The organism is Paenibacillus sp. sg306046 (assembly GCF_059821225.1).
Genome location: NZ_JCAMRT010000007.1, coordinates 205727 through 227924 on the forward strand (window position 1 = coordinate 205727; position 22198 = coordinate 227924).

General features: G+C 55.6%; 17 protein-coding genes. 10 read left to right on the forward strand and 7 right to left on the reverse strand.

The window, feature by feature from the left end; all coding sequences use genetic code 11:
• Positions 1 to 63: 63 nt before the first annotated feature.
• Positions 64 to 1467 carry an NAD-dependent malic enzyme gene (locus AC6ROY_RS09800; RefSeq protein ID WP_500100122.1) on the forward strand — a complete coding sequence of 468 codons (1404 nt, stop codon included), beginning with the start codon at positions 64 to 66 and terminating at the stop codon, positions 1465 to 1467.
• A 128-nt stretch (positions 1468 to 1595) separates the two neighbouring features.
• On the opposite strand, the gene AC6ROY_RS09805 is transcribed toward AC6ROY_RS09800, so the two are convergent.
• Entirely contained in the window at positions 1596 to 2558 is a 963-nt protein-coding gene (locus tag AC6ROY_RS09805; protein WP_500100124.1) for an aldolase catalytic domain-containing protein, read from the reverse strand.
• A gap of 250 nt (positions 2559 to 2808) precedes the next feature.
• Positions 2809 to 3162, reverse strand: coding sequence for a magnetosome magnetite crystal formation protein family (locus AC6ROY_RS09810; protein WP_500100125.1), 354 nt, complete (start codon positions 3160 to 3162; stop codon positions 2809 to 2811).
• A gap of 202 nt (positions 3163 to 3364) precedes the next feature.
• Between AC6ROY_RS09810 and AC6ROY_RS09815 the strand changes: the two genes are divergently transcribed.
• Both AC6ROY_RS09815 and AC6ROY_RS09820 read left to right on the forward strand, forming a co-directional pair.
• A complete protein-coding gene (locus AC6ROY_RS09815; RefSeq protein WP_500100127.1) occupies positions 3365 to 3778 on the forward strand; it encodes a hypothetical protein in 414 nt (137 codons plus the stop codon).
• A 204-nt stretch (positions 3779 to 3982) separates the two neighbouring features.
• Entirely contained in the window at positions 3983 to 4867 is an 885-nt protein-coding gene (locus tag AC6ROY_RS09820) for a cation diffusion facilitator family transporter (RefSeq protein ID WP_500100128.1), read from the forward strand.
• A gap of 50 nt (positions 4868 to 4917) precedes the next feature.
• On the opposite strand, the gene AC6ROY_RS09825 is transcribed toward AC6ROY_RS09820, so the two are convergent.
• Positions 4918 to 6201 (reverse strand): BaiN/RdsA family NAD(P)/FAD-dependent oxidoreductase, encoded by a 1284-nt coding sequence (locus tag AC6ROY_RS09825; protein ID WP_500100129.1) that lies wholly within the window; start codon positions 6199 to 6201, stop codon positions 4918 to 4920.
• A 129-nt stretch (positions 6202 to 6330) separates the two neighbouring features.
• Positions 6331 to 7662 (reverse strand): hemolysin family protein, encoded by a 1332-nt coding sequence (locus tag AC6ROY_RS09830; RefSeq protein WP_500100130.1) that lies wholly within the window; start codon positions 7660 to 7662, stop codon positions 6331 to 6333.
• A gap of 745 nt (positions 7663 to 8407) precedes the next feature.
• Here AC6ROY_RS09830 and AC6ROY_RS09835 point away from each other — a divergent pair.
• The 6 genes from AC6ROY_RS09835 (at position 8408) to AC6ROY_RS09860 (ending at position 16428) form a co-directional block, all read left to right on the forward strand.
• Complete coding sequence (locus AC6ROY_RS09835; RefSeq protein WP_500100131.1) at positions 8408 to 9376, forward strand: polysaccharide deacetylase family protein; 969 nt, start codon at positions 8408 to 8410, stop codon at positions 9374 to 9376.
• Between the two features lie 61 nt (positions 9377 to 9437).
• Entirely contained in the window at positions 9438 to 9566 is a 129-nt protein-coding gene (locus AC6ROY_RS09840; RefSeq protein ID WP_500100132.1) for a hypothetical protein, read from the forward strand.
• A 100-nt stretch (positions 9567 to 9666) separates the two neighbouring features.
• The gene (locus AC6ROY_RS09845) at positions 9667 to 10101 is read left to right on the forward strand and encodes a BrxA/BrxB family bacilliredoxin (protein ID WP_500100134.1); all 435 of its coding nucleotides are present in this window, start codon (positions 9667 to 9669) and stop codon (positions 10099 to 10101) included.
• A gap of 357 nt (positions 10102 to 10458) precedes the next feature.
• Positions 10459 to 12252, forward strand: a complete 1794-nt coding sequence (locus tag AC6ROY_RS09850; RefSeq protein WP_500100183.1) for a glycosyltransferase — start codon at positions 10459 to 10461, stop codon at positions 12250 to 12252.
• 3 nt (positions 12253 to 12255) lie between these two features.
• Positions 12256 to 14718 carry an exosporium glycoprotein BclB-related protein gene (locus AC6ROY_RS09855; protein ID WP_500100135.1) on the forward strand — a complete coding sequence of 821 codons (2463 nt, stop codon included), beginning with the start codon at positions 12256 to 12258 and terminating at the stop codon, positions 14716 to 14718.
• 72 nt (positions 14719 to 14790) lie between these two features.
• Positions 14791 to 16428: an RCC1 domain-containing protein gene (locus tag AC6ROY_RS09860; protein WP_500100136.1), complete on the forward strand. Its 1638-nt coding sequence runs from the start codon at positions 14791 to 14793 to the stop codon at positions 16426 to 16428.
• A 500-nt stretch (positions 16429 to 16928) separates the two neighbouring features.
• Here AC6ROY_RS09860 and AC6ROY_RS09865 read toward each other — a convergent pair whose 3' ends face one another.
• The 3 genes from AC6ROY_RS09865 to gtfA all read right to left on the reverse strand — a co-directional run bounded on the left by AC6ROY_RS09865 (position 16929) and on the right by gtfA (position 20456).
• Positions 16929 to 17894 (reverse strand): carbohydrate kinase family protein, encoded by a 966-nt coding sequence (locus tag AC6ROY_RS09865; protein WP_500100137.1) that lies wholly within the window; start codon positions 17892 to 17894, stop codon positions 16929 to 16931.
• 30 nt (positions 17895 to 17924) lie between these two features.
• Positions 17925 to 18905 (reverse strand): LacI family DNA-binding transcriptional regulator, encoded by a 981-nt coding sequence (locus AC6ROY_RS09870; protein ID WP_500100138.1) that lies wholly within the window; start codon positions 18903 to 18905, stop codon positions 17925 to 17927.
• A gap of 87 nt (positions 18906 to 18992) precedes the next feature.
• Positions 18993 to 20456 (reverse strand): sucrose phosphorylase, encoded by a 1464-nt coding sequence (gene gtfA, locus AC6ROY_RS09875; protein WP_500100139.1) that lies wholly within the window; start codon positions 20454 to 20456, stop codon positions 18993 to 18995.
• A 369-nt stretch (positions 20457 to 20825) separates the two neighbouring features.
• Here gtfA and AC6ROY_RS09880 point away from each other — a divergent pair, with 369 nt between their 5' ends.
• Complete coding sequence (locus tag AC6ROY_RS09880; RefSeq protein ID WP_500100184.1) at positions 20826 to 22130, forward strand: ABC transporter substrate-binding protein; 1305 nt, start codon at positions 20826 to 20828, stop codon at positions 22128 to 22130.
• The last annotated feature ends 68 nt before the right edge of the window (positions 22131 to 22198 follow it).

The following is a 22198-nucleotide window of genomic DNA, read 5'->3' on the forward strand; positions in this document are numbered from 1 at the left end:
GGCTATTCATAGGTCATATATGTTGATCGTGACACACTTTTAGGGCGAAAGAAGGGGATAAGCATGGCACAGACAAGCATTATTTTGCGCGTGGAGCTTAACCATGAGCTGGTGACATTTGGTGACGTTGCGGCAACGATCAGTAAAGCGGGAGGAGATATTACGTCGATTGACGTCATTCGCCCCGGCAAGGACACGTCGGTACGCGACATTACGGTAGACGTAGCTGAAACCGCAGAATCGCAGGTCGTGGACGCGCTCAAGACGCATGAAGGGATCAAGCTGATCAACGTATCGGACCGGACCTTCCTCGTCCACCTTGGCGGTAAAATCAATATGCAGCCTAATCTGCCGATTAAAAACCGCGATGACTTGTCACGTGTCTATACGCCGGGAGTTGCCCGTGTATGTACGGCGATTCATGAAAATCCGCGCAAAGCTTATTCCCTGACGATAAAACGTAATACCGTTGCGGTTATTACCGACGGTACGGCTGTGCTGGGCCTGGGCGATATCGGTCCGCATGCCGCAGCGCCTGTTATGGAAGGGAAGGCCATGCTGTTCAAGCAGCTTGCCAGCGTCGATGCGTTCCCGATCTGCCTCGATACGAAGGATACGGAGGAAATTATTCGTACGATTAAGGCGATTAGCCCGATTTTCGGCGGGATCAACCTGGAGGATATCAGCTCGCCGCGCTGCTTCGAGATCGAAACGCGGCTTGCCGATGAGCTGGACGTGCCTGTCTTCCACGACGATCAGCACGGGACGGCCGTTGTCGTCATCGCCGGACTGTTGAATGCGCTCAAGGTGGTCGGCAAGCGGATCGAAAACGTTCGTGTTGTCGTCAACGGGGTTGGCGCCGCAGGTGTCTCCATCTGCAAAATGCTGCTGGCCGCGGGAGTCACCCGGCTTGTGCCGGTCGACCGCGACGGCGTCATTATACGCGGCGGCACGTATGAGCATCCGATGTGGCAGTGGCTGGCCGAGCAGCCGCAGGTTGAGGCAGAGCCGGGCTCCTTGAAGGAAGCGATCGTAGATGCCGACGTGTTCATCGGCGTATCGCGCGGCGGCCTGTTAAATGGCGATGACGTGCGAAAAATGAAGCCGGACAGCATCGTGTTTGCGATGGCTAACCCGAATCCGGAAATCGCGCCGGACGAAGCGATCCCGCATGTTCGTGTCTTCGCCACCGGACGAAGCGACTATCCGAACCAGATCAACAACGTGCTGGTGTTCCCCGGTATTTTCCGCGGGGCGCTGGATTGCCGGGCCCGGAGAATCAATGAGCCGATGAAGCTGGCGGCTGCTCGTGCGATTGCTTCGGTCGTTACCGAAAGCGAGCTGAATGAGCAATATATTATCCCGAGTATCTTCAATGAAAAGGTCGTCACGAAGGTACGACATGCAATTATCGAGGCGGCAATTCTGACCGGTGTGGCGCGGAGAATTCCGCCGGACTTCCGGTAAGCGGGAACGTTCATCGTTTCAACCGTTCCATCGCTTTCAAGATTAAAAAAACGGTGCTTCAACCGCTGTATGGCGGAAGAAGAACCGTTTTTTTTGAATCAAACCGCAGCCTCAATCATTCAGGACGGTTAGTCGGAAGAGCCTGCAGGCATCGCTTCCGGGGAAGTCAGCTTGTCGTAGAACTCGACAAATTTATCCTTGTTGTCGCTGGAGCGGATCGCCATAGCCGAACGCGGGTGATCATTCAACACACCTGCGATCATGTAAGGGATAATATAGCCCCACTCCCATTTCTCACGCATCGAAATCATATGTTTCTCGATAATGCCCAGAACCGGGCGAATATCGTATTTGGAATTTTTCAGATGGCTGACGAGCAGCTCGGTCGGGCAGTTGCCCGCCGCACGGCCCATGCCATATACGGATGTGTCAAGGAACTCGACGCCTTTGCTTGCGCCCATGATCGTGTTGGAGAAAGCAAGCTGCATATTGTTATGCATGTGCAAGCCGAGCTTTTTCCCTGGGAGCAGACGCTGGAATTTGGATACGAGGTAGTCGATATCCTTGTAATCCATGCTGCCGTAAGAGTCCACGATATACACAACGTCAACCGGGCTTTTGGCAATCGCTTCGAACGCTTCGTTTAAGTCGTTCTCCATGACATGAGTCAGAGCCATGATGTTAATCGTCGTTTCATAACCATAGTCATGGAACTTCTCAACAAGATCCAGACCTTTGTCGACATCCTTGATGTAGCAAGCGACACGGATCAGGTCCAGCAGGCTTTGCTCGCGCGGCAAAATATCCTTCTCATCGACACGGCCGATATCGACCAGCGCAGACAGCTTCGTATCGGTCTTGGTAGGAATGACTTCCTTCAGGAAATCCTCATTCAGGAAGCGCCACGGACCGGCATCTGCGCCCTTGAGCAGCTTGGCGGAGTTTTTATAGCCGATTTCCATATATTCAACGCCAGCTTCGCTAAGTCCATAATACATGTCCTTCACGAATTGGACGCTAAAGTCCCAGTTATTTACTAATCCGCCATCGCGGATCGTACAATCCAAAATTTTGTGTTGATTTTTGTTCATGGAGATACTCCTCTCATAATTCACCAAACAGCTTGATGACTTTTGGGCTTTTAAGCTTTTCAGCGATAAAGCAAGGTACGTTAATTACTAATATTACACAGCTTTTGCCCTTTGTCAATGATAACAAATTACACCCCCCTGTGGCAAACGCTCTTTTGCCCTGGAATCCATGCGAAACAGCCCCAGCGCTTCCATCCCGTCGGGACCGGAGAGCTGGGGCGATTCGGTAAGTGGTCAGCGGCGCTGCAGCTTAGCTTTCAGCCTGCAGCAAGGTCAGCTTGCCAATCAGCGGCAGCGGCTTCATCAAGCCGTTGCACGCATTGATAATGCCGATAATCGCGACGACGAGCACGGCCAGATTGACTAGCGGCACGAGCAGCAGGCCGAGCAGCGGGATCAGGCTTGCGACGAGATTGCTCACTATGGCGGTCAGCAGCAGTACAAGCCCCTGATTCGCATGGTACATGGCGAAGCGGGACTGTCTGGCCGCCAGCAGCGGCAGGAAAAACAAAATATAAGCGGCTGCAGCGATTGGCTTATGCGCCTTAACATCTTCGGGGGCCGGTTCGCTTTGCTGAGCGGGCTCCGAGGGAGAAGCGGACATTTACATGCCTCCTTTATACTGAGTACTCTATGCTTCCATCCTATGCCGTTGTCCGCCACGGTATGAGTGCGATCCGGGATCGGCCCGAAGCCGAGCCGGAAGTGATTCCGGGTTCGCTGCCCAAGTCAGCCTTGGAATAAGCCGATCAGGTTGGGGCAAGCTACGATAAACCATATTTTTGCATCAGGAAAGGAAGGACACGATGTCTGCGACTGCGATCTTCTTTCAATTCGGCACCAATCATGACGCGTACATGGCACTGGATACATTGGAGGAGCTTGGCTACCGGGTCAGCCTGCATACCGAGACGGATCGGACGGTGCTGCACATTAGCGTTGAACGTCAGGATCTGACCTCGGCGCTGGAGATTGGCCAGGCGCATGGCGGCCGTCTGCTGGAGCAAGGGGAGGCGCCGGACGAGGCCGCCGCCTATGCAATGGCTTATGAGACGGATGGCCTGGTGCCGATCCCGGCGCATCTGGTGCAGGAGGATGAGGAGCAGCCTCGCTCAGCTTCGGCTTATGTCAACGGATCAAGCGGCGCTTATTCGGATAAATCTTTGTTTGATCCGTCCGGAGACGATTATGACGGCTTTGATGCGGGCGTTCATCTCTAGATGCCGACTGGCCTTTGGGCGGGACCAACTCCGTTGGACAAGTCCCACAACATTTGACCGGGAAAACAAAGTTGCCCTACACCTATTTTTATAAGGCGGGAAAACACTGTTTCTCTAGACCCACTCAACTTTCGTTTGTTATGATGAATGGACTTTAACAGAGAACCCGTGTTGGATGAAGTAGGATGGAGGGATTGAACCGCCGTGGATACCGCGTATGAACATTTGAAGGAAGGCGAGAAGGGCGCTTGGGTCAGCATTATTGCTTATATTCTCATGTCCGCCTTGAAAATTACAATGGGGTATATAACCGACTCGGAGGCGCTCGCCGCCGACGGGATTAATAACTCGACGGACATCGTCGTGTCATTGGCTGTGCTGATTGGGCTGCGTATCTCGCGCAAGCCGCCGGATCACGACCATCCGTATGGTCACAAGCGGGCGGAAACGATTGCTGCGCTGGTCGCTTCATTTATTATGGCGGTCGCAGGCATTCAGGTCGTGCTGCAGGCTGTTCGCAGCTTCACGGCAGGCAGCCACGAGGCGCCTAACATGATTGCGGCCTGGGTTTCGCTCGGTGCGGCTGCGGTGATGTGGGGCGTGTACCTGTACAACAGCCGTTTGGCCCGGCGCATTCAGAACCAGTCGCTAATGGCGGCCGCGCAGGATAACAGGTCGGATGCGCTGGTCAGCATCGGAGCAGCCGTCGGCATTATCGGTTCAAGCTTCGGGCTGCCGATTCTCGACCCGATTGCCGCGCTGGCGGTAGGGTTGGTCATTCTGAAGACAGCCTGGGATATTTTCTCCGAGGCGTCCCACACGCTGACCGACGGCTTCGATGACAAGCGGTTGAAGGAGTTTAAGTACACGGTCAAGGCGACGCCAGGCGTCAAACGAATCAAAGATATGCGGGCCCGGATTCATGGCAGCAGCGTGCTGCTGGACGTCGTTGTCGAGGTCAGCGCCGAGCTGTCCGTCGGTGAAAGCCATGATATCAGCGATGAAATCGAACGCCGCATGCGTGATCAGCATCATATCGGCAATGTGCATGTGCATATTGAGCCCTACGAAGAACAGGAAAGACGGTGACCCGCAGGGGCGCCGTCTTTTCGTTTTTCACGTTCCAGGCTTCGAGCTTTCTAACCACGCACCCCATCAAGCATGCTCGCCGTCTGCGCCGCATGCATGCCCGCCGTATAGCCGGTTGTAAACGCCGCCGTAATGTTATAACCGCCCGTATATCCGTGAATATCGAGAATTTCTCCACAGAAAAACAGCCCTGACTTGAGCTTCGACATCATCGTCTTCGGATCAAGCTCCTTCAAATGGACGCCGCCGCCCGTGACAAACGCTTCTTCGATCGACAGCGTACCCGCAATCTGGATCGGGAAGGCCTTGAGCAGCTCCGCCAGTCGCATCCAGGGCTGCTTCGGAATATTGTCGTAGGTGGTGTCCTCGCGCAGCTCTGCTTTCTTGAGCAAAATCGGGATCATTCGCTCTTGCAGCAGCCCCTTCAGCACGTTTTTGATCGCTTTGCGCGGCTCTTGCTCGGCCAGCTTCATCGTAGCTGCATACAGCTCGTCTACACTTCGTTCCGGAAACAAATCAAGCGTAATGCGGATCGTAGGCGTCTCAAATTGCTTTTTGAGCTTGACGATAAACTGACTGCAGCGCAGCGCGGTCGGGCCGGATACGCCAAAGTGGGTGAAGAGCAGATCCCCTTCATGCTCGACAACCTTTTTTCCTTTCGGATTCCAGACAGAGACCGTAATGTCGCGCAGCGACAGCCCCTGCAGCTCCTTGCTCTGGATAAACGCCTCGCGCGAGACAAGCGGCACCTCGGTCGGATACAGCTCGGTAATCGTATGGCCGGCCGCTTCCGCCCACGGGTATCCGTCCCCGGTGGAGCCGGTATGCGGCACCGATTTGCCGCCGGTCGCGATGATGACACATGCCGCCTCGATGGTTTCGCCGGAAGCGAGCCTGATGCCCGTGGCCCGCTTGTCGTCATACAGAATGCGGTTTACCGGGCTGTTGATCCGCATCTGGACGCCTTGACTGCGGGCGCGATTGATCAGCGCTTCGACGACTGTTTTCGCTTTATCCGACACCGGGAACATCCGGCCGCGGTCTTCTTCCTTGAGCTTGATGCCCATGTCCTCGAAGAAGCGGATAATGTCCTGGTTGTTGAAATGGGCGAATGCGCTGTGCAGAAATCGTCCGTTACCAGGAATATGCTTGATTAATTCTTCCGTATCCTTATTATTCGTAACATTGCAGCGTCCGCCGCCGGAGATGCCGAGCTTGCGGCCCAGCTTGTCCCCCTTGTCGATCAGCAGCACGCTTGCTCCGTAGGCGCTCGCTGCAATGCAGGCCATCAGCCCGGAGGGTCCTCCTCCGACTACGATTACATCATAAGCCATGTCAAGCCTCCTCAGCTTCGGTTAACGCAGGTGTTTCATTAATTATACATGAAAAGACCGGCCCGAGCAGCGTTCATGCTGCTCGGGCCGGTCTTTCGGGAAGAAGCGCCTGCGTTAGGCAAGGTCCCGTCAGGCCGACTGTGACTGGCTGAGCGCCTGCACATTCCGTACCGTCAGTCGGGCGATCCGCAGATCATCCGTCTCTTCGATAATAAACTCGAAGGCGTCCTCGTACATAACGGCTTGCCCGCGCTTCGGCGGAATTTCCACCTGGGAGTAAATCCAGCCGCCAATCGTATCGTAATCCTCAGATTGAATTTCCAGCCCGAATTGGTCGTTTACTTCGTCAATCAGCATCCGGCCGTCGATCGAAAATGTGTGCTCATCCCGTTTCTCGACAGGAGGGCGTTGATCCGGATCGAATTCGTCCTGAATTTCCCCGACGATTTCTTCCAATATATCTTCAATGGTGACCAGACCGGCCGTACCGCCATATTCATCAATGAGCAGGGCGATCTGCGATTTCTTGCGTTGCATCAGCTTAAGCAGGTTGCTGATCGGCATCGAGTCGGGCACCTTCATAATCGGGCGCATAATCGTATGGATGTCATACATCTTACCGCGGCTTTTCATCAGGTCCTTAATATGGACGAAGCCGATAATGTTGTCTTTATCCGGGTCGCAGACCGGGTAACGGGTCCGCATTTCATTCAGCGCGATATCAATGTTCTCGGCAAACGTCAGATTGGCGTACAGGCAGCCCATCTCGGTGCGCGGAATCATAATTTCACGGGCATTGGTTTCCACGAACTCAAATATATTGTCAAATAAGGTCAGTTCCGTGTTGTCAATAAAGCCGCTCTTATGGCTTTCCTGCATCAGGACGCGAATTTCGTCCTCGGTATGTGCGGATTCATGCTCATGCGTAGGCTCGATGCCGACCAGACGCAGCATCCAGTTGGAGACGCCGTTTAACACCCAGATGAACGGAAACATCAGTTTGTAGAAGATGATCATGGGCAAGGCGGTCCACAAAGTAACGCTTTCCGACTGGCGGATGGCGTAGGTCTTCGGAAATTGCTCGCCGAGCGTAATATGGAAGGCGGTGATCACGGAAAAAGCGATAATAAACGAGATGACATGAACGACAGCAGGACTCAGCTGCAGCCACCCGCTCAAAATCGGCTCCATCACCTTGGATATGGTCGGCTCTCCGACCCAACCGAGTACAAGCGAGGTCAGTGTAATACCTAGTTGGCATGCGGATAAATACGCATTAATATTGCCGGTAATTTTCTGGGCGAACCGCGCGCTCATATTGCCGCCTTGCGCAAGCGTGTCGATCCGCGAATTTCTTACTTTGACAAAAGCAAACTCGGCAGCAACAAAAAAACCGTTCAACAGCACCAAAATCAGAATTAAAACCGCGTTAATCAATATGGGTAACGGGTCACTACTCAAACATTCCCTATCCCCTGCGTCAGGCGGATAGGTACACCTCCTTGGAAATCCGAATGGTAAAACGATTGATCATAAGGCCTTACTATGTATTATATCGAAACGAAAGAAACCGCTCAAACGTCGTGCAAGGGCATGCGGGATACGCTTGCGGTGCAAGCCGGGTGCTAAGTGCAGCTTTTGCCCCAATTTGCCCCGATGAACGTGATTTTGCGCGATTTTGTGGGAATTTCGTTTGAAATGAAACAAAATTAGCCAGCTGCAGGAAAAATGCGGCCTGTTCGGCTAACCTTGTCCTTGCATTTAACTCAGGAATGGTATATAATGAAAAAATACTATTTATCCTCTATATTCACCTCCATACGCTTCAATTCCTCTAGCATTTCGATCAGATGTCGTTTCCCCACATGTTTTTCCGACAAGTCTCATTCATTTGCAGCATTCGGATTACAGGAATCGAAGCACAAGGCGGTACAAAACTGATTCACACTGGCGCGGTCTTCGGAGCCGCAAGGATGGAAGAGAGGCAGGGCTTTCGTTGTTTTAGTTGCAAGCAGGATAAAGGTTTAAGCAGATAGACTTCGTACGGAGCCAGGTCCCGTTCGAGGTCTATTTTGCATGCGCTCCGGTGGCAGCTTACATAAGTTGGACGCATCAAGCGGATGGAGTTAGCCTGCGAGGATGGCCATACTAGCAGATATAGGCTTTGCAGACCCGAAAGCCGGGCAAGGAGGGCCGGAGAAGCGCGATGGGACACTCAGTAAGAAGAATATTAAGAAATACGATGAATGACAAGTATCTCATCCAAATCAGGCGCTGGGCAGCCGTCTGGCTCGTGTTCCTGAGTCCGATCTGGACGCTGGGCTGCGCATCGAGCGGACAGGCGGAGAAGCCGCAGTCCGGCAGCCTCCGGCAGGTCCTGGCCGTTCAGAGCGCCGCAGACGCGGAGGAGCACGTACTAACCAGCGAACGGATGATTGCGGGTTACGGAGCTGTCAGGTATGTGCCTGCCCGTCGATCCGGCATGACGACAGCGGCAGTTCGCGCGGTAGACCGGGGCAGGGTGGAAACGAAGGCGCCGGTTGCTTACCTGACCTTCGATGACGGGCCTTCAGGCCATACGGACGTGATTCTCGATATATTGCGGGAGCAGCAGGTCCCAGCGACATTCTTCGTCATCGGCAAGGAAGGCGACAACTACCGGCGGCTATATATGCGGATTGTCGAAGAAGGCCATGCTCTCGGCAATCATACGTATTCGCATGCGTATGGGTCCATTTACCGCTCTGCAGCAGCGTTTAAAGCCGATGTCGAGCGGCTGAACCGGCTGCTAGTTGAGACAACTGGCCGTAAGCCGGACATTCTGCGGTTTCCCGGCGGGTCGAACAACCGACTGAGCCAGCGCGCGGGGGGACGATTTATCATGAACAAGCTGGTGAAGGAAATGACGCAAGCCGGGCTGCCTTATTTCGACTGGAATGTTAGCTCGACGGATGCGGCGGCAACTGTGGTGAGCAAGCAGGCGATTGTAGAGGCGGTCAGAACGAACAGCCTGGGCAAGCAAGAGCTGATTATTTTATTGCATGATGTAGATGTGAAGCGGACGACTGTACAGGCGCTGCCGGAAATTATCCGGGATCTGAAGCAGAGAGGGTATGGGTTTCGGGTGCTGGACAAGCTTTCTTTTCGCTGCCAATTTCTACGTTCGTCTTCCTGAACGGGAATGCCCGCTGTCTGTCTTATGCATACTAAGGGATGCCAAAGGAGGTGGAGGAGCAATGACAGCCTATTCCGATTCACAAACCGGCAGCTCCAAGGAGCAGATCAAGCAAGCTGCCGCGCCAAAAAAGCCGGAGACCGGGGCATCCGACAAAAAGCTGAATGGCCCGAACCGTCCGTCTGTCTAAGCAAACCGGGAAATCGGCCTTTGCTTTCAACAGATGCCGCGGGTATAATGGGGACATATGATCGTTACTATCCTCTTAGTTTATAGAAGGAGTGAGACTTATGTCCATGTCATTTGAGAATTATATGAAGGATATGGTTCAACCCATGCGCGATGAGTTGACGCGGATCGGCGTACAGGAGCTGCGCACTCCGGATGAAGTTGCAGCAGTTCTGGATAATCACCAAGGCACGACGCTGATCGTTGTGAATTCCGTCTGTGGCTGTGCCGCCGGTCAATGCCGTCCGGGCGTGGCCAAGGCGCTGCAAAATGAAGTAAAGCCGGATCAGCTGTTTACGGTGTTCGCCGGACAGGACAAGGAAGCAACGGCCAAAGCGCGTGAGTATTTTGCGCCGTACCCGCCATCCTCGCCGTCGATTGCCTTGGTGAAGGACGGCCAGCTCGTTCATTTCATCCAGCGTCACCAGATCGAAGACCGTTCGGCGGAGATGATCGCGGGCGACTTGATCGGCGCTTTTGAGACGTATTGCCAGTAATGCAAGAAGGAACAGCTTGATAAGAGATTGGACCAACGCCTCCGAGGCTTCTGCTTTGGGGGCTTTGTTTAGGTTCAGCCAACGTCGGATGTTCAGACTATGTCCAGTGAATGTCCAGAAAATGTCCAGAGTTGTATGTTACCATCATTTAGAAACAGCTTGGCCAATTGTTAATGTTGTTGTCTGCTGTGATGTTCGTTTTAACGCACGGCGTCTGTCAGATCAGAGGATCGTTTTCGCAGCGAGCCGGAGGGAAAGCGCGGACGGTTTCCTCCGTCTGGAGCCTAGCGTTCGTACGGGAAGGAAGGGGAGTTTATCAGAAAAGTCAGTATCGTCCTGCTCGCGCAGCAATTCGGCCTGACCGTTGCTTGTCTCGATACCTTGCAGCGGCATACGGAGCCGGGTTATGAACTGATTGTGGTGAATGATGCCTGTTCGGCTGAGCAGGCCGGCTATGTGGAGCGCTCCTATGGGGCGCAGCTGCTGGATAACAAGGGCAGAGGGGTAGCGGCCGGCTACAACTTGGGAGCCGCCGCTGCCTCCGGCGAACGAATCGTCTTTCTGCGGGATCAGATGCGGGTAACGCGCGGCTGGCTGGAGCCGCTGGCGGCTTGTCTGGACGAGCGGCCAGCTGCCGTTCTGGCTGGTCCGCGGATGAATGATGTCAGCGGAGCGCAGAAAATTCCGATCCTGTACAACGATTTGGAGCAGATCGCTCAGATGGTCGATTTGCTGACCTTAAACAAGCTCCATGAATTTACAGCCTCTCCCCGACTGCTCAGCTTCCTGCTGCTGGCGCGCAAGGAGCGTTTCGACGAGCTGGGAGGCTTCGATGAACGCTTTGAAATTGAAGCGTACGAGGATGACGATTTCTGCTACCGGGCTTTGACCAACAACTACGAATTATACATAGCGGAAGGCAGTATAGCGATCCGAACAGAGCCGCCTTCTCTATTTCCCGAGGAGCCGGACTGGTACGGGAACCGGTTAACCTTGAACCGGGCCAAAGCCATCATGAAGTGGGGCTTCGATCCTCACGAGGAGCTGTTCCGGCTGCGCCGCCCGGTCTCCGTCAGCTTGTGTATGATTGTCAAAAACGAAGAGCTGACGCTTGACCGCTGCCTGGGCAGCGTCAAAGGACTGGTCGATGAGATCATTATCGTCGATACCGGCTCGGAGGACCGGACGAAGGAGGTCGCGGCGGCCTACACCGACTGCATTTATGATTTTGCCTGGGTCGATGACTTCGCCCAGGCCAGAAATTATGCTTTCAGTTTGGCGAGCAAGGAATTTATTCTGTGGCTGGATGCTGACGATTGCTTCTTGCCGGAAGATTCGGATCAGCTTGGACAGCTGAAAGCGGCGCTCCCCTGGAATACCGACGCGGTATCCATGCACTATTACTTAGCGCGCGATACCGAAGGCCGGGTAACCTCCAGCTTGCGCCGCAATCGGCTGGTCAAGCGAAGCCGCGGCTTCCGCTGGATCGGCGAGGTGCATGAATATTTGGCGGTGGCCGGCCAGGTGCTGTACGCCGAGTTTGGCGTGACCCATGACCGGAAGCATACGCAAACCGGCCGTAATCTGGCGATCTACGAGGACCGGCTGGCGCGCGGAGCGTCCTTTACGACCCGGGACCAGCTATATTTCGCCAATGAGCTGTATGACCACGGGCAGTGGAGGAGGGCCATAGAGCAGTATGACAGCTTTCTGGAGCAGCCTGACGGGTGGCTGGAGGATCGCATCTTTGCTTGCGGACGGGCTTCGGCAGCGCTGGAGCAGCTGGGGCTTATGCAGGAAGCGCGGCTTAAAGCGCTGCAATCCTTTACCTATGGCAAGCCGCGTGCGGAAATTTGCTGCAGGCTGGGGCACTACGAGCTGTCCGCGGATCGTCTGGAGGAGGCGGAGTTTTGGTACAAGCTGGCCACAGAGCTGATCCGGCCGACTGATCCGAATGCGAGGCTTGACCCGGCGAGCTGGACATGGCTTCCGCATCTCCAGCTTTGCGTGTGCTATGACCGGCTGGGCCGTTACGCGCAAGCAAACAGCCATAACGAGCAGGCAGCCCGTTATGTGCCTGAGCATCCGAGTGTTTCTTCGAATCGAGCTTATTTAAGTACAAAATTAGCGATATCCGACCAGGAGGCATAATCTATGAGTCCAATGAAAAAATCCCAGGCAAGCAAAAAAACGAGCAAGCAGTTGCTGTATAAAGGTTCGGTAGCGTTTATGCTGCTCAGCCAACTGATCGCGCCGCTCGGTTCTTACTCGGGAGGTCTGACATCCCGTGCCAACGCAGCCACATTTGACGATCTGGAGCCTTCATCCTGGGCGCACAAATACGTATCCAAGCTGGCGGCGATGGGCGTCAGCATCGGCGATGAGTCGGGGAAATTCAACCCGGATGCTCCGGTGACGAATCAGGAAGCGGTGGCCATGGTGCTGCGGTTTATCGGCTACACGACACCGGAGGCGAGCCGTGCAAGCCTGCCGTTTACGGTCGATGGCTGGGCGGAGCCTTGGGTGAAGCAAGCGCTGGATATGGGATTGATCGTAGCGAGTGAGGAGACGAAGCCGGCAGGCATCGTATGGGGACGTGAAGCGGCTAACCGGGAATGGATTACGCGTCTGGTCATCCGGGCCACGGGCAAGGAAGCGGAAGCCAGCAAGCTGAGCAGCTTTGCGCCGGTTTTCTCCGATGCAGGCTCGATCTCTGACTGGGCGCGCGGCTACATCAATGCGGCCATTAATCGTCAGGTCGTCAGCGGATATCCGGACAACACCTTTAAGCCCAAGAAGGTAACGACGCGGGCCGAATATGCCGTTATTTTGTCCAACTCGGAAATTTTCGCCCCAGTACGTTCTGACCGGATTACAAGAGGCGCTGTCACGGCTGTGTCCGATAGCTTCCTGGAACTGCAAAGCAGCGCGGGACAAGCCGTTCGTTTTGCAATCGGGGCAGATACGGTGCTGTATGGAGCAGGTGGAAGCCGGAGCATCGCTGAAGGCAATCTCGTAACTGTCATCCATCAAGGCGATGCTGCGAGCTTCGTTGAAGTGATCGGAGGAGGAGCCGTTGCGCAACCGTCGATCCCTGGCGAGAAAGGTGACAAGGGCGACACGGGCGAGAAGGGCGAAACGGGTGAAAAGGGTGAGAAGGGCGACACTGGATCAAAGGGTGATTCCGGTTCGTCAGGCGAGCGGGGAGCAACCGGGGCAGCTGGAGCGATTGGCGCAACAGGGGCAACTGGAGCGACCGGGGCAACTGGAGCGATTGGCGTGACCGGAGCGACGGGAGCGACCGGGGCAGCTGGAGCGATTGGCGCAACAGGGGCTACGGGAGCGACCGGGGCAACTGGAGCGATTGGCGTGACCGGAGCGACGGGAGCGACCGGGGTAACTGGAGCGATTGGCGCAACCGGGGCAACTGGAGCGACCGGGGCAACTGGAGCGATTGGCGTGACCGGAGCTACGGGAGCAACCGGGGCAGCTGGAGCGATTGGCGCAACCGGGGCTACGGGAGCGACCGGAGCGGATGGAGCGATTGGCGCAACAGGAGCGACCGGAGCAGCTGGAGCGATTGGCGCAACAGGAGCCACGGGAGCGACCGGAGCGGATGGAGCGATTGGTGCAACAGGAGCGACCGGAGCAGCTGGAGCGGTTGGTGCAACAGGAGCAACAGGAGCGGATGGAGCGATTGGCGCTACGGGAGCGACCGGGGCAACAGGAGCAACGGGAGCTACAGGCGTAACGGGAGCTACAGGAGCTGGCCTGGACGGCGCAGTAATGTTCGATCCGGCTGTTGCTCCAACGTATTCTTTTGGAACAGTGGTTCTTTATAACGGTAATGTCTTTATCGCAAATGTCACTTCTCCAACGGGCACGCCGGGTACATCCCCTGACTATACGCTGCTGGTGAGCAAGGGGGCGACCGGAGCCACAGGAGCGACCGGCGCAACAGGTCCGACAGGTCCAACGGGCGCGACAGGAGCAGACGGAGCAGTGGGTGCGACAGGTGCAACAGGAGCTACTGGATTCACAGGAGCCACAGGCCCTACTGGAGATACCGGAGCGACAGGAGCCGCCGGAGCAGACGGAGCAGGAAGCATCATTCCGTTCAGCTCAGGCACGCCGATTGCCATGACGACGCTCGTGGGCGGACTTTCTGGCATCCCTAGCTTTATCGGCTTCGGCAGCTCCGTGAATGGATCAACCGTACTTGGGTCAACCATTGATCTGACCGGAGCGGCAGGCACTAATCTGAACTACGCCTTCAGCGTTCCGCGCGCAGGCACCATTACCTCATTGTCGGGCTTTTTCAGTACTACGCAAGCTATGTCATTGGTTGGAACGACCGTCAGCGTAAAGGCACAGTTGTTCTCGGCACCGGCAGGAAGCAATACGTTTACTCCTGTTCCGGGCGCGGAAGTCACCATGGCTCCGGGGTTGACGGGAGTCCTTACTCTCGGTACGACAAGCAGTGGTATCGCAGCAGGTCTGAACATTCCAGTAAGCGCCGGTGATCGGCTGCTGCTGGTTTACTCCAGCTCTGCTACCGGATTAACTATGATCAATACCGTGACAGGCTACGCAAGCGGCGGCGTGGTGATTCAGTAGTCGTAAACCCGTACTGTCATCCAGACATAGATTCATCAGATCATGAGCTTATAGCGAAAGGAAGCGAAGGAATTGGCGGATCATTCAGGTTCGATGAAAAAAAGATGCCTCGTGCTGGCGCTGATTGTCCTGCTGCAGGCGTACAGCCCGCTCGTATCGGCCGGGCAAGCGGACGGCAATGCCGTGCTGCCGGGAGCGGGTGCGGAAGCTCCGGCAGCAGCCACGGAGACAGGAGAGAATCGCTCCGCCCATAGTGAAGCAGCGCCTGCCGCTTCGTCGGCGGTCACACAGCAGGTGTATGGAGCGGATACAGTTGCAGGCAATGTGTACGCGCCTGTCGCGCCGCTGCCTGTGCAGCTTGCCCTGAGTGCGCCGGAGCTGAGCTTGAAGCATCGCACAACCGGCACGATCAGCCTGAGCTGGACGGCTGCTGACAATGGCGCGGCAGCGGCTTCCTATGAAGTTGTTCAGGATCATACAACGGTGGCCCAAGTGACTTACGGTCAGACAGCGGCTACCGTCCGCGGTCTGGCTTCCGGGCAAACCTATACCTTCACCGTGCGAGCCCGGGATGCGGAAGGCAAGCTGTCCCCGTTCAGCAATAGCGTGACAGCCAGCACGGTTGCGGCCCGGCAGACGACCGGCCACAGCCTGATTATGGGGCCTGGACAAGCCAACCATACGGTAGCGATTCAGCCGGACGGCACAGTGTGGACATGGGGAAGCAACGAACAGGGACAACTGGGGTTGAAGGACGTCAGACTGAGTCTGACGCCTGTACAGATTCATGGGCTGCCTCCGGTAAGTGCAGCTGCGGTTGGGCAGCATCACACGCTTGCGCTAGCCAAGGACGGGACGGTCTGGGCTTGGGGCGGCAATGCAGCCGGACAGCTGGGTGACGGAACCGTTGATAATCAACTGGCTCCTGTCCAGGTGCAAGGCTTGGCCGATGTCGTAGCCATTCAGGCTGGAGAGCAGCATTCGCTGGCGCTTAAGGCCGACGGCACGGTCTGGAGCTGGGGCTTTAACGGGTACGGGCAGCTGGGCGATGGGACGGCGGAAAACCGCGCTGTGCCTGTCCAGGTCAGCGGACTGGCTTCGGTGACGTCCATTTCGGCGGGCAGCTTTTATAGCCTGGCTGTCGATCAGGACGGCGCAGTTTATGGCTGGGGCTTCAACGCCTATGGTCAGCTGGGGGATGGCACAACGACCGATCGGCAAGTACCGGTGAAGCTGAACGGGCTGGAGGGCGTCGCAGCGGTAGCGGCCGGCTCTTTACACAGTCTGGCGCTGAAGGAGGATGGCGCGGTTTATGCCTGGGGCAATAACAGTCAAGGGACGCTGGGCGATGGAACCTTCCAGGATCGCCTGACGCCTGCTCCCGTTCCGGCGCTTGGAGCGGTTACGCAAATCGCAGCTGGGGCGCTGCACAGCATGGCGTTGACGGCTGATGGGGCCGTTTGGCTGTGGGGGGCGAACAACGAAGCGCAGCTCGCTGCCAGCGGCGAAACGAACCGCGCTCTGCCGGCTTTGCTGCCGCTGAATGGATCGGCGGCGTCCATCAGCGCAGGTTATATGAGCGCAGGAGCTGTAACGCTGCAAGGCCAGCGCTATGCTTGGGGCTACAACGCGTTTGGTTTGATCGGCAACGGGGAGCATGCCAACGCGACGGCGCCATTTGCTATTAGCCTCGTATCCAGTGAGCAATAAGACGAAGTCAGGACACCTGCTGCCCGAGCGCCGTCCGATGGACAAGACAGTTTTGTCCAGGCTGGCGACGGATCAGGCAGCTTATCTTGATCATCGTTATGATCTTCCGCGCCTCCGAGGCTTCTCCTCGGAGGCGTTTTTTTAATTTCCTGTGGCTACACGAGCAAGGGGGGGAATTGGTTAAGAATGTGCCATAGGAGCAAGTGGAGGACAGATAGGCGGAGAGAGCGGGTCTTTCGTCGTTGGGCAGATAGTATTTTCGGTACGCGAGGCGGCCGGGAACGCTTGGGATCAAGGAACGCTCCGGGAGAGGAAGCCATGTCCGTATACCCGAATACGGGATTCGGCTAAAGGCTTGCCTAGCAGCCAACACCGAGGCGGAAGACCGGGGAAGGGCCGTCTTCCGCCGTTCCTTTCACCGGATGTGGTCCCGTTCCTGAAATGCATGACATGCCGCTTGGACAACTCGTTGTTGCACGTCTCACCTGTCACGAAGTGATTTATAAGTGCGGATGCTGCAGCAACGAAATTTCCGCAAGCTTTGGAAATGAAGCAATAGCGCCTTTACGGGTAGTTGTCAAAGCGGCGGCGGCATTGGCAAAGGACAGCAGCTCCGCTGCCGTATCGCGGCTCCAGTCTTCGAGAGCCAGGCCGCGGCTCTGCAGCTGATACAGCACCGCGCCGATAAAGGCGTCTCCCGCTCCCGTCGTATCAATGGCCTCCACCTTCGTTCCGGGGACGGCAAGCGAATGGTCCCGGGATACCCAAACGGCGCCGGCCGCGCCCTTGGTATAGATAATATGCCGTACCGATCCCGTAAAGAGTGAGGCCAGCGCCTCGTTTTCCTCTTCGATACCGGTGATGAAGGCTAGCTCTTCGTCGCTGATCTTTAGAAGGTGGCTCATTGGAATGAATTCCAGAATCGTACGCCTGCATGCCTCCGGATCGGGCCATAGGGGAAGCCGGACGTTCGGATCGAAGCTGACGATGCCCCCCTGCTCCGTGATGGAGCGGATTGCCTTCCGGTGGGCGTGCTTGACGGGGGCTTCGACGAGATCGACGGAGCAATAATGGAGGATGTCGCCCGAGCGAAAAGGCACATCGGCCACATGCTCCTCCGACAGCAGCATATCCGCTCCCGGGTTTCGATAGAAGGAAAAATCCCGGTCGCCGTCTTCCTTCAGGCTGACGAAGGCCAGCGTTGTTTTTGCCTCGCCCGTACGGTATACGTAGCTGGTGTTCACGCCGTTATGCGCCAGCGTATCCAAGAGAAAATCGCCGAAGGCGTCCTTGCCGAGCATGCCGATAAAGGCGCTGGAGCCGCCAAGCTTCGCTACTGCACAAGCCACGTTGGCCGGAGCTCCTCCAGCCGCCTTCTCGAAGCCGTCCACTTCTTTAAGCTGCACGCCTTTTTGAGTCGGAATAAAATCAATCAGCGCTTCGCCTATCGTATAGATGGTTGTCATAGGAAGCCGCCTCCCTCCGGTATTTGGCAATCATAGGGTTGTTTCCCGCTGGACCAACTGAACGGGAAGCACGTTGTCCATTCGGACGTCCTGTCCGTCGATCTGGCTGCGGATCAGCTCGATGGCAAGCTTGCCCATCTCCTCAATCGGCTGCCGGACCGTTGTAATGGAAGGGGAGCACCAGGAGGCAAGCTGGATATCGTCGTATCCCACTACCTTTAGCTGTTCCGGTATGGGGCGGTTCAAGGCGCGGCCAATTTTGCAGACAAAAGATGCGATGACATCGCTGGTGGCGAATACGCCGTCGATATCCGGGTGCTCGCGGAATAGCTGGTGGATGATCCGCTCGTATTGCAGGTAATCGAATACGTTCATATCCGTCTGGATGACCACATGCTCCACGCTCCGCTCCGACGCCATCTCGGTGAAGGCATCCGTCCGACGGTTTGCCAGCATATCGAGGGACAGATTGCCGCATAGATGGGCCAGCTTGGCGCAGCCCTGATCAAGTAACAATTGGGTGGCCAAGCGGCCCCCCGTGTAGTTATCGGAGGAAATGCAGGGAATGCTCGGGTCAATTTTCCGGTCGAAGGTAACGATAGGGTGGGGAAGATTTCGGTAATCGTCGACCTCCAGCGTATGGCTGCCCATAATGATGCCGTCCACCCGATTTTTCTTCATCATTTCGATGTATTCCCGCTCCTTGGAGGGGTCCATATGGGAGTTGCACAAGAGAAGCTTGAAGCCAAACTGGTAAGCATAGAACTCCACGTAAGCGGCCAGCTGGCCGAAAAACGGATTCGACACGTTCGGAACAATGAGACCGATAATATTGGATTGCTTCTTTAACAGAGACCTGGCGATTTCGTTGGGCTGGTAATTCAGCTCCTCCATCGTCTCGTAGACCTTCCTGCGGGTTTCCTCGCTGATATATCCCCGGTTGTTCAACACACGCGAAACTGTTGTGACGGAAACGCCTGCCTGGCGTGCTACATCATGTATAGTTGGCATCAACTTATCCCTCTGCCTGAAGAAATATGGAAAGCGCTACAGGAAGGATAGCACGTTTTGCAGGACAGGTAAACCTGAGGGCGGCGCTTAGTCGTTGTGTATCCCCGCCAGCTCCACAACCTGGCCGCGTTCTTGATCCGTGTATTCGATTTTGAACTGATGGGCGCCAAGATCGGCCCGGAGTACGGCATAATGGAAGTCCTTGGTCCATCTGATCTCCAGCAGCCTCTTCTCCGCTTGCGGAACGATGGCGACGTCTCCGTCGAAAGCCGGATGGGCATTCCGGAAACGCATCAGCCGGAACAGGCGCTGCAGCACCGGACGCTCCAGATTTTGCTCCACTTCCTCAACCGTATAATAATGGCGATTGATGTTCCTGCCGACCTTCGTTTGCTCCAGCAGCTCAATATCGTTCTCACCGGCCAGCAAGCCCACATAATAAACCTGTGGAATACCCGGCGCGAAAAACTGGATAGCGCGGGCCAATACATAAGCATCGTCGTTATGGCCCAGAGCGGAATAATAGGTGCAATTCAACTGGTAAATATCCAGATTGTTATACGCCACGGTATTGTAAATTTTCTTGACATTGGCGCCCTTGGTGAACAGGTATTCCTTGGTTTCCTCAATTTCGTCGTCACTCATCAGACCCCGAACGTCGACAACGCCGATTCCGTCATGGGTGTCCAGGGTGGTGAACTGCTTTCTCGGACAAATGTTGAGCCAGTGGGACAGTCTCTCGTTAGTGCCTGCGTACAAGGCGTGCAGAACCAGCATCGGAAGCGCGAAATCGTAGACCCAATGACCTTGTTCCGCCAGCTTCAGCTGGATGGAGTAATGCTCGTGAATTTCAGGCAGGACATCAACGCCGTACGGCTCCAGCAGCGCCTTGGCTTCGTCCAGCATCTCCCAAATATCCGGCTCGATAAAGAAGCAAGTGGTTCCGGGCTTCTTGGTCGCATAGGCGAAGGCGTCCAGGCGGATAACGGAAGCGCCGTTTTGGGCCAGGTCGATCAGATTTTTGCGGACAAAGGCCTTGGCCGTCTCGGATCGCAGGTTCAAGTCGATCTGCTCCTCGTCGAAGGTGCACCACACCTCCTCGACGGTTCCGTCCGGGAAGGCAACCTCTACGGAAGGCGCCCGCGGCTTGCGCTTGTAGATCAGGTCCACCTCCTCCTGGGTAGGCGCGCCATGCGGCCAAAAATCCTTGTAGCGGATGAACAGCTCCGCGTACGGAGAGGCGTCTTTCTTTTCCGCGAAGTCCTGGAAATAGACGGAGCTGCGAGAAATATGATTGATCATGAAGTCGTACATCAGGTAGAAGTCCTGGCCGATTTTGGCCACTTCCTCCCAGTTGCCGAAGGCAGCATCCACTTCCTCGTACGTCATCGGCGCAAACCCCCGGTCCGCGGAGGAGGGATAGAAGGGCAACAGATGAACGCCGCCGATAATTCCTTTAAAATGCCTGGAAAGAAGCTCGGACGTTTCTTTCAGGTTTTTCCCCATACTGTCGGCGTAGGTGATCAGCATGATCTCGTTTTTAATAGCCACTGAAACAGTCTCCCTTTCTGATAAAAGCGTTATCAAACGGTCAATTTGGGTTTAGTATACGGGACGAAAATTTTTGTGTCAATCCTTTGACATACGGCGGGTCCTGATGTAAGATGGGCGTATGACAAACCTTTGACATACGATTTGCGGGAAGAGCGGGATATTCGTCTCCAGCTGCACGGGATAGCGTGAATAGAGCTTTGAACAGGAATGTTCGTTCCGAATTGAGAGCGGTTCCATAAGCGCTGCACGCTGACAAGCCTGTGCTTCCGGAGAGGCCGGAGAAACTTGCAGCAAGGCTCGTTCCGGAAATTGGCCGGCATGGTTTCCAGTCATTTTTACTTACATTTAGGGGGAAAAGGGATGAGCATGAAAAAAGCAGGTTTCGCGGCATTAGCTATGGCATTGGGGTTGTCCATGATCCTTTCCGCTTGCGGCTCCAAGGACAATGCGCCGGCCGCCGGAGAAGGAAGCGACAAACCGGCGGACAAGGCGGTGAGGATCACCTTGTTAAACTCCAAGCCTGAAATCCAGACGCAGTTTCAGGAGGCGGCAGCCGCCTTCACGAAGGTGAATCCGGGCATCTCCGTCGAAGTGCTGGGGACGAACACCGGACAATCCCCCTTCGAGAAGGCATCGGTGCTGTACTCCTCCGGCGCTCCTGCTACCTTGGCCATGATGGATACCGGCGACATTCTGAAATTCAAGGATAAGGCCGCGGACCTCTCCGGTGAGAAGTGGGTAGCGGATTTGACCCAGAAAGAAACCATCGACGGCAAAATCGTTACGTTTCCTTTTGCAATTGAAGGCTACGGCCTTATTTACAATAAAGCGGTTCTTGACAAGGCGACAGGAGAAGCCTTCAACCCTGCCAGCGTCAACACCCCGGCAGCATTGGAGGAATTGTTCAAGAAAATTCAAGATTCCGGCGTTGCTCCGCTCACCATTGGCAGCATGGACTGGTCCTTGGGCAATCACTACCTGGCTCTTGCCTATGCCAACCAGCCTGACGGAGACGTCGCCAGCTTTCTGGCTTCCCTGAAGGCGGGCAAAACGAAGCTTGCCGACAATGCTGCCTTTACGGGCTTGCTGGATACCTTCGATATTATGGCAAAGTATAACAGCGCCAAGAAAGCCCCGCTGACCGTTACGTATGAGCAGACAGCGGCGGAGGTAGCCAAAGGAAGCGCCGCTATGACGTTCAACGGCAACTGGACGGCAGGGGAAATTCAGAAGACCAGTCCGAATGGCGAATTTGGCTTCATGCCGGTTCCGGTCAGCGGCCATGCAGGGGACAAGGCGAACCAGTCGGTTGCCATCGGAGCGACCAAGCAAATTTTTATTGATCAATCCGTCAATACGCCGGAGCAGCAGGCGGCCGCGAGGAAATTTCTGGAATGGATCGTGTATGATCCGGCGGGACAGGACTTTCTGGTGAATAAGGCCAGCGTAATTCCCGCATTCAAGAACATCACCCTGGAGCCGAAGGATTCCTTGGCGAAATCCATTAAAGCCTACAGTAATGCGGGCAAGTCGCTTCCCTTCGCAGGCAACTACGTGCCGGGAGACCATTGGAAAGTGCTGGGCGCCTCCATGCAGAAATATCTGGTGAGCAAAATCGACCGTGCAGGTCTTGCCGGCGAAATTCAAGATTATTGGAAAAATGTCAAGTAATACAGCGGTCCGGTTGCGGTCCGGCATGAAACGATAAGCGGGTGAACCGGTAAGCCGGTGGATTGGAT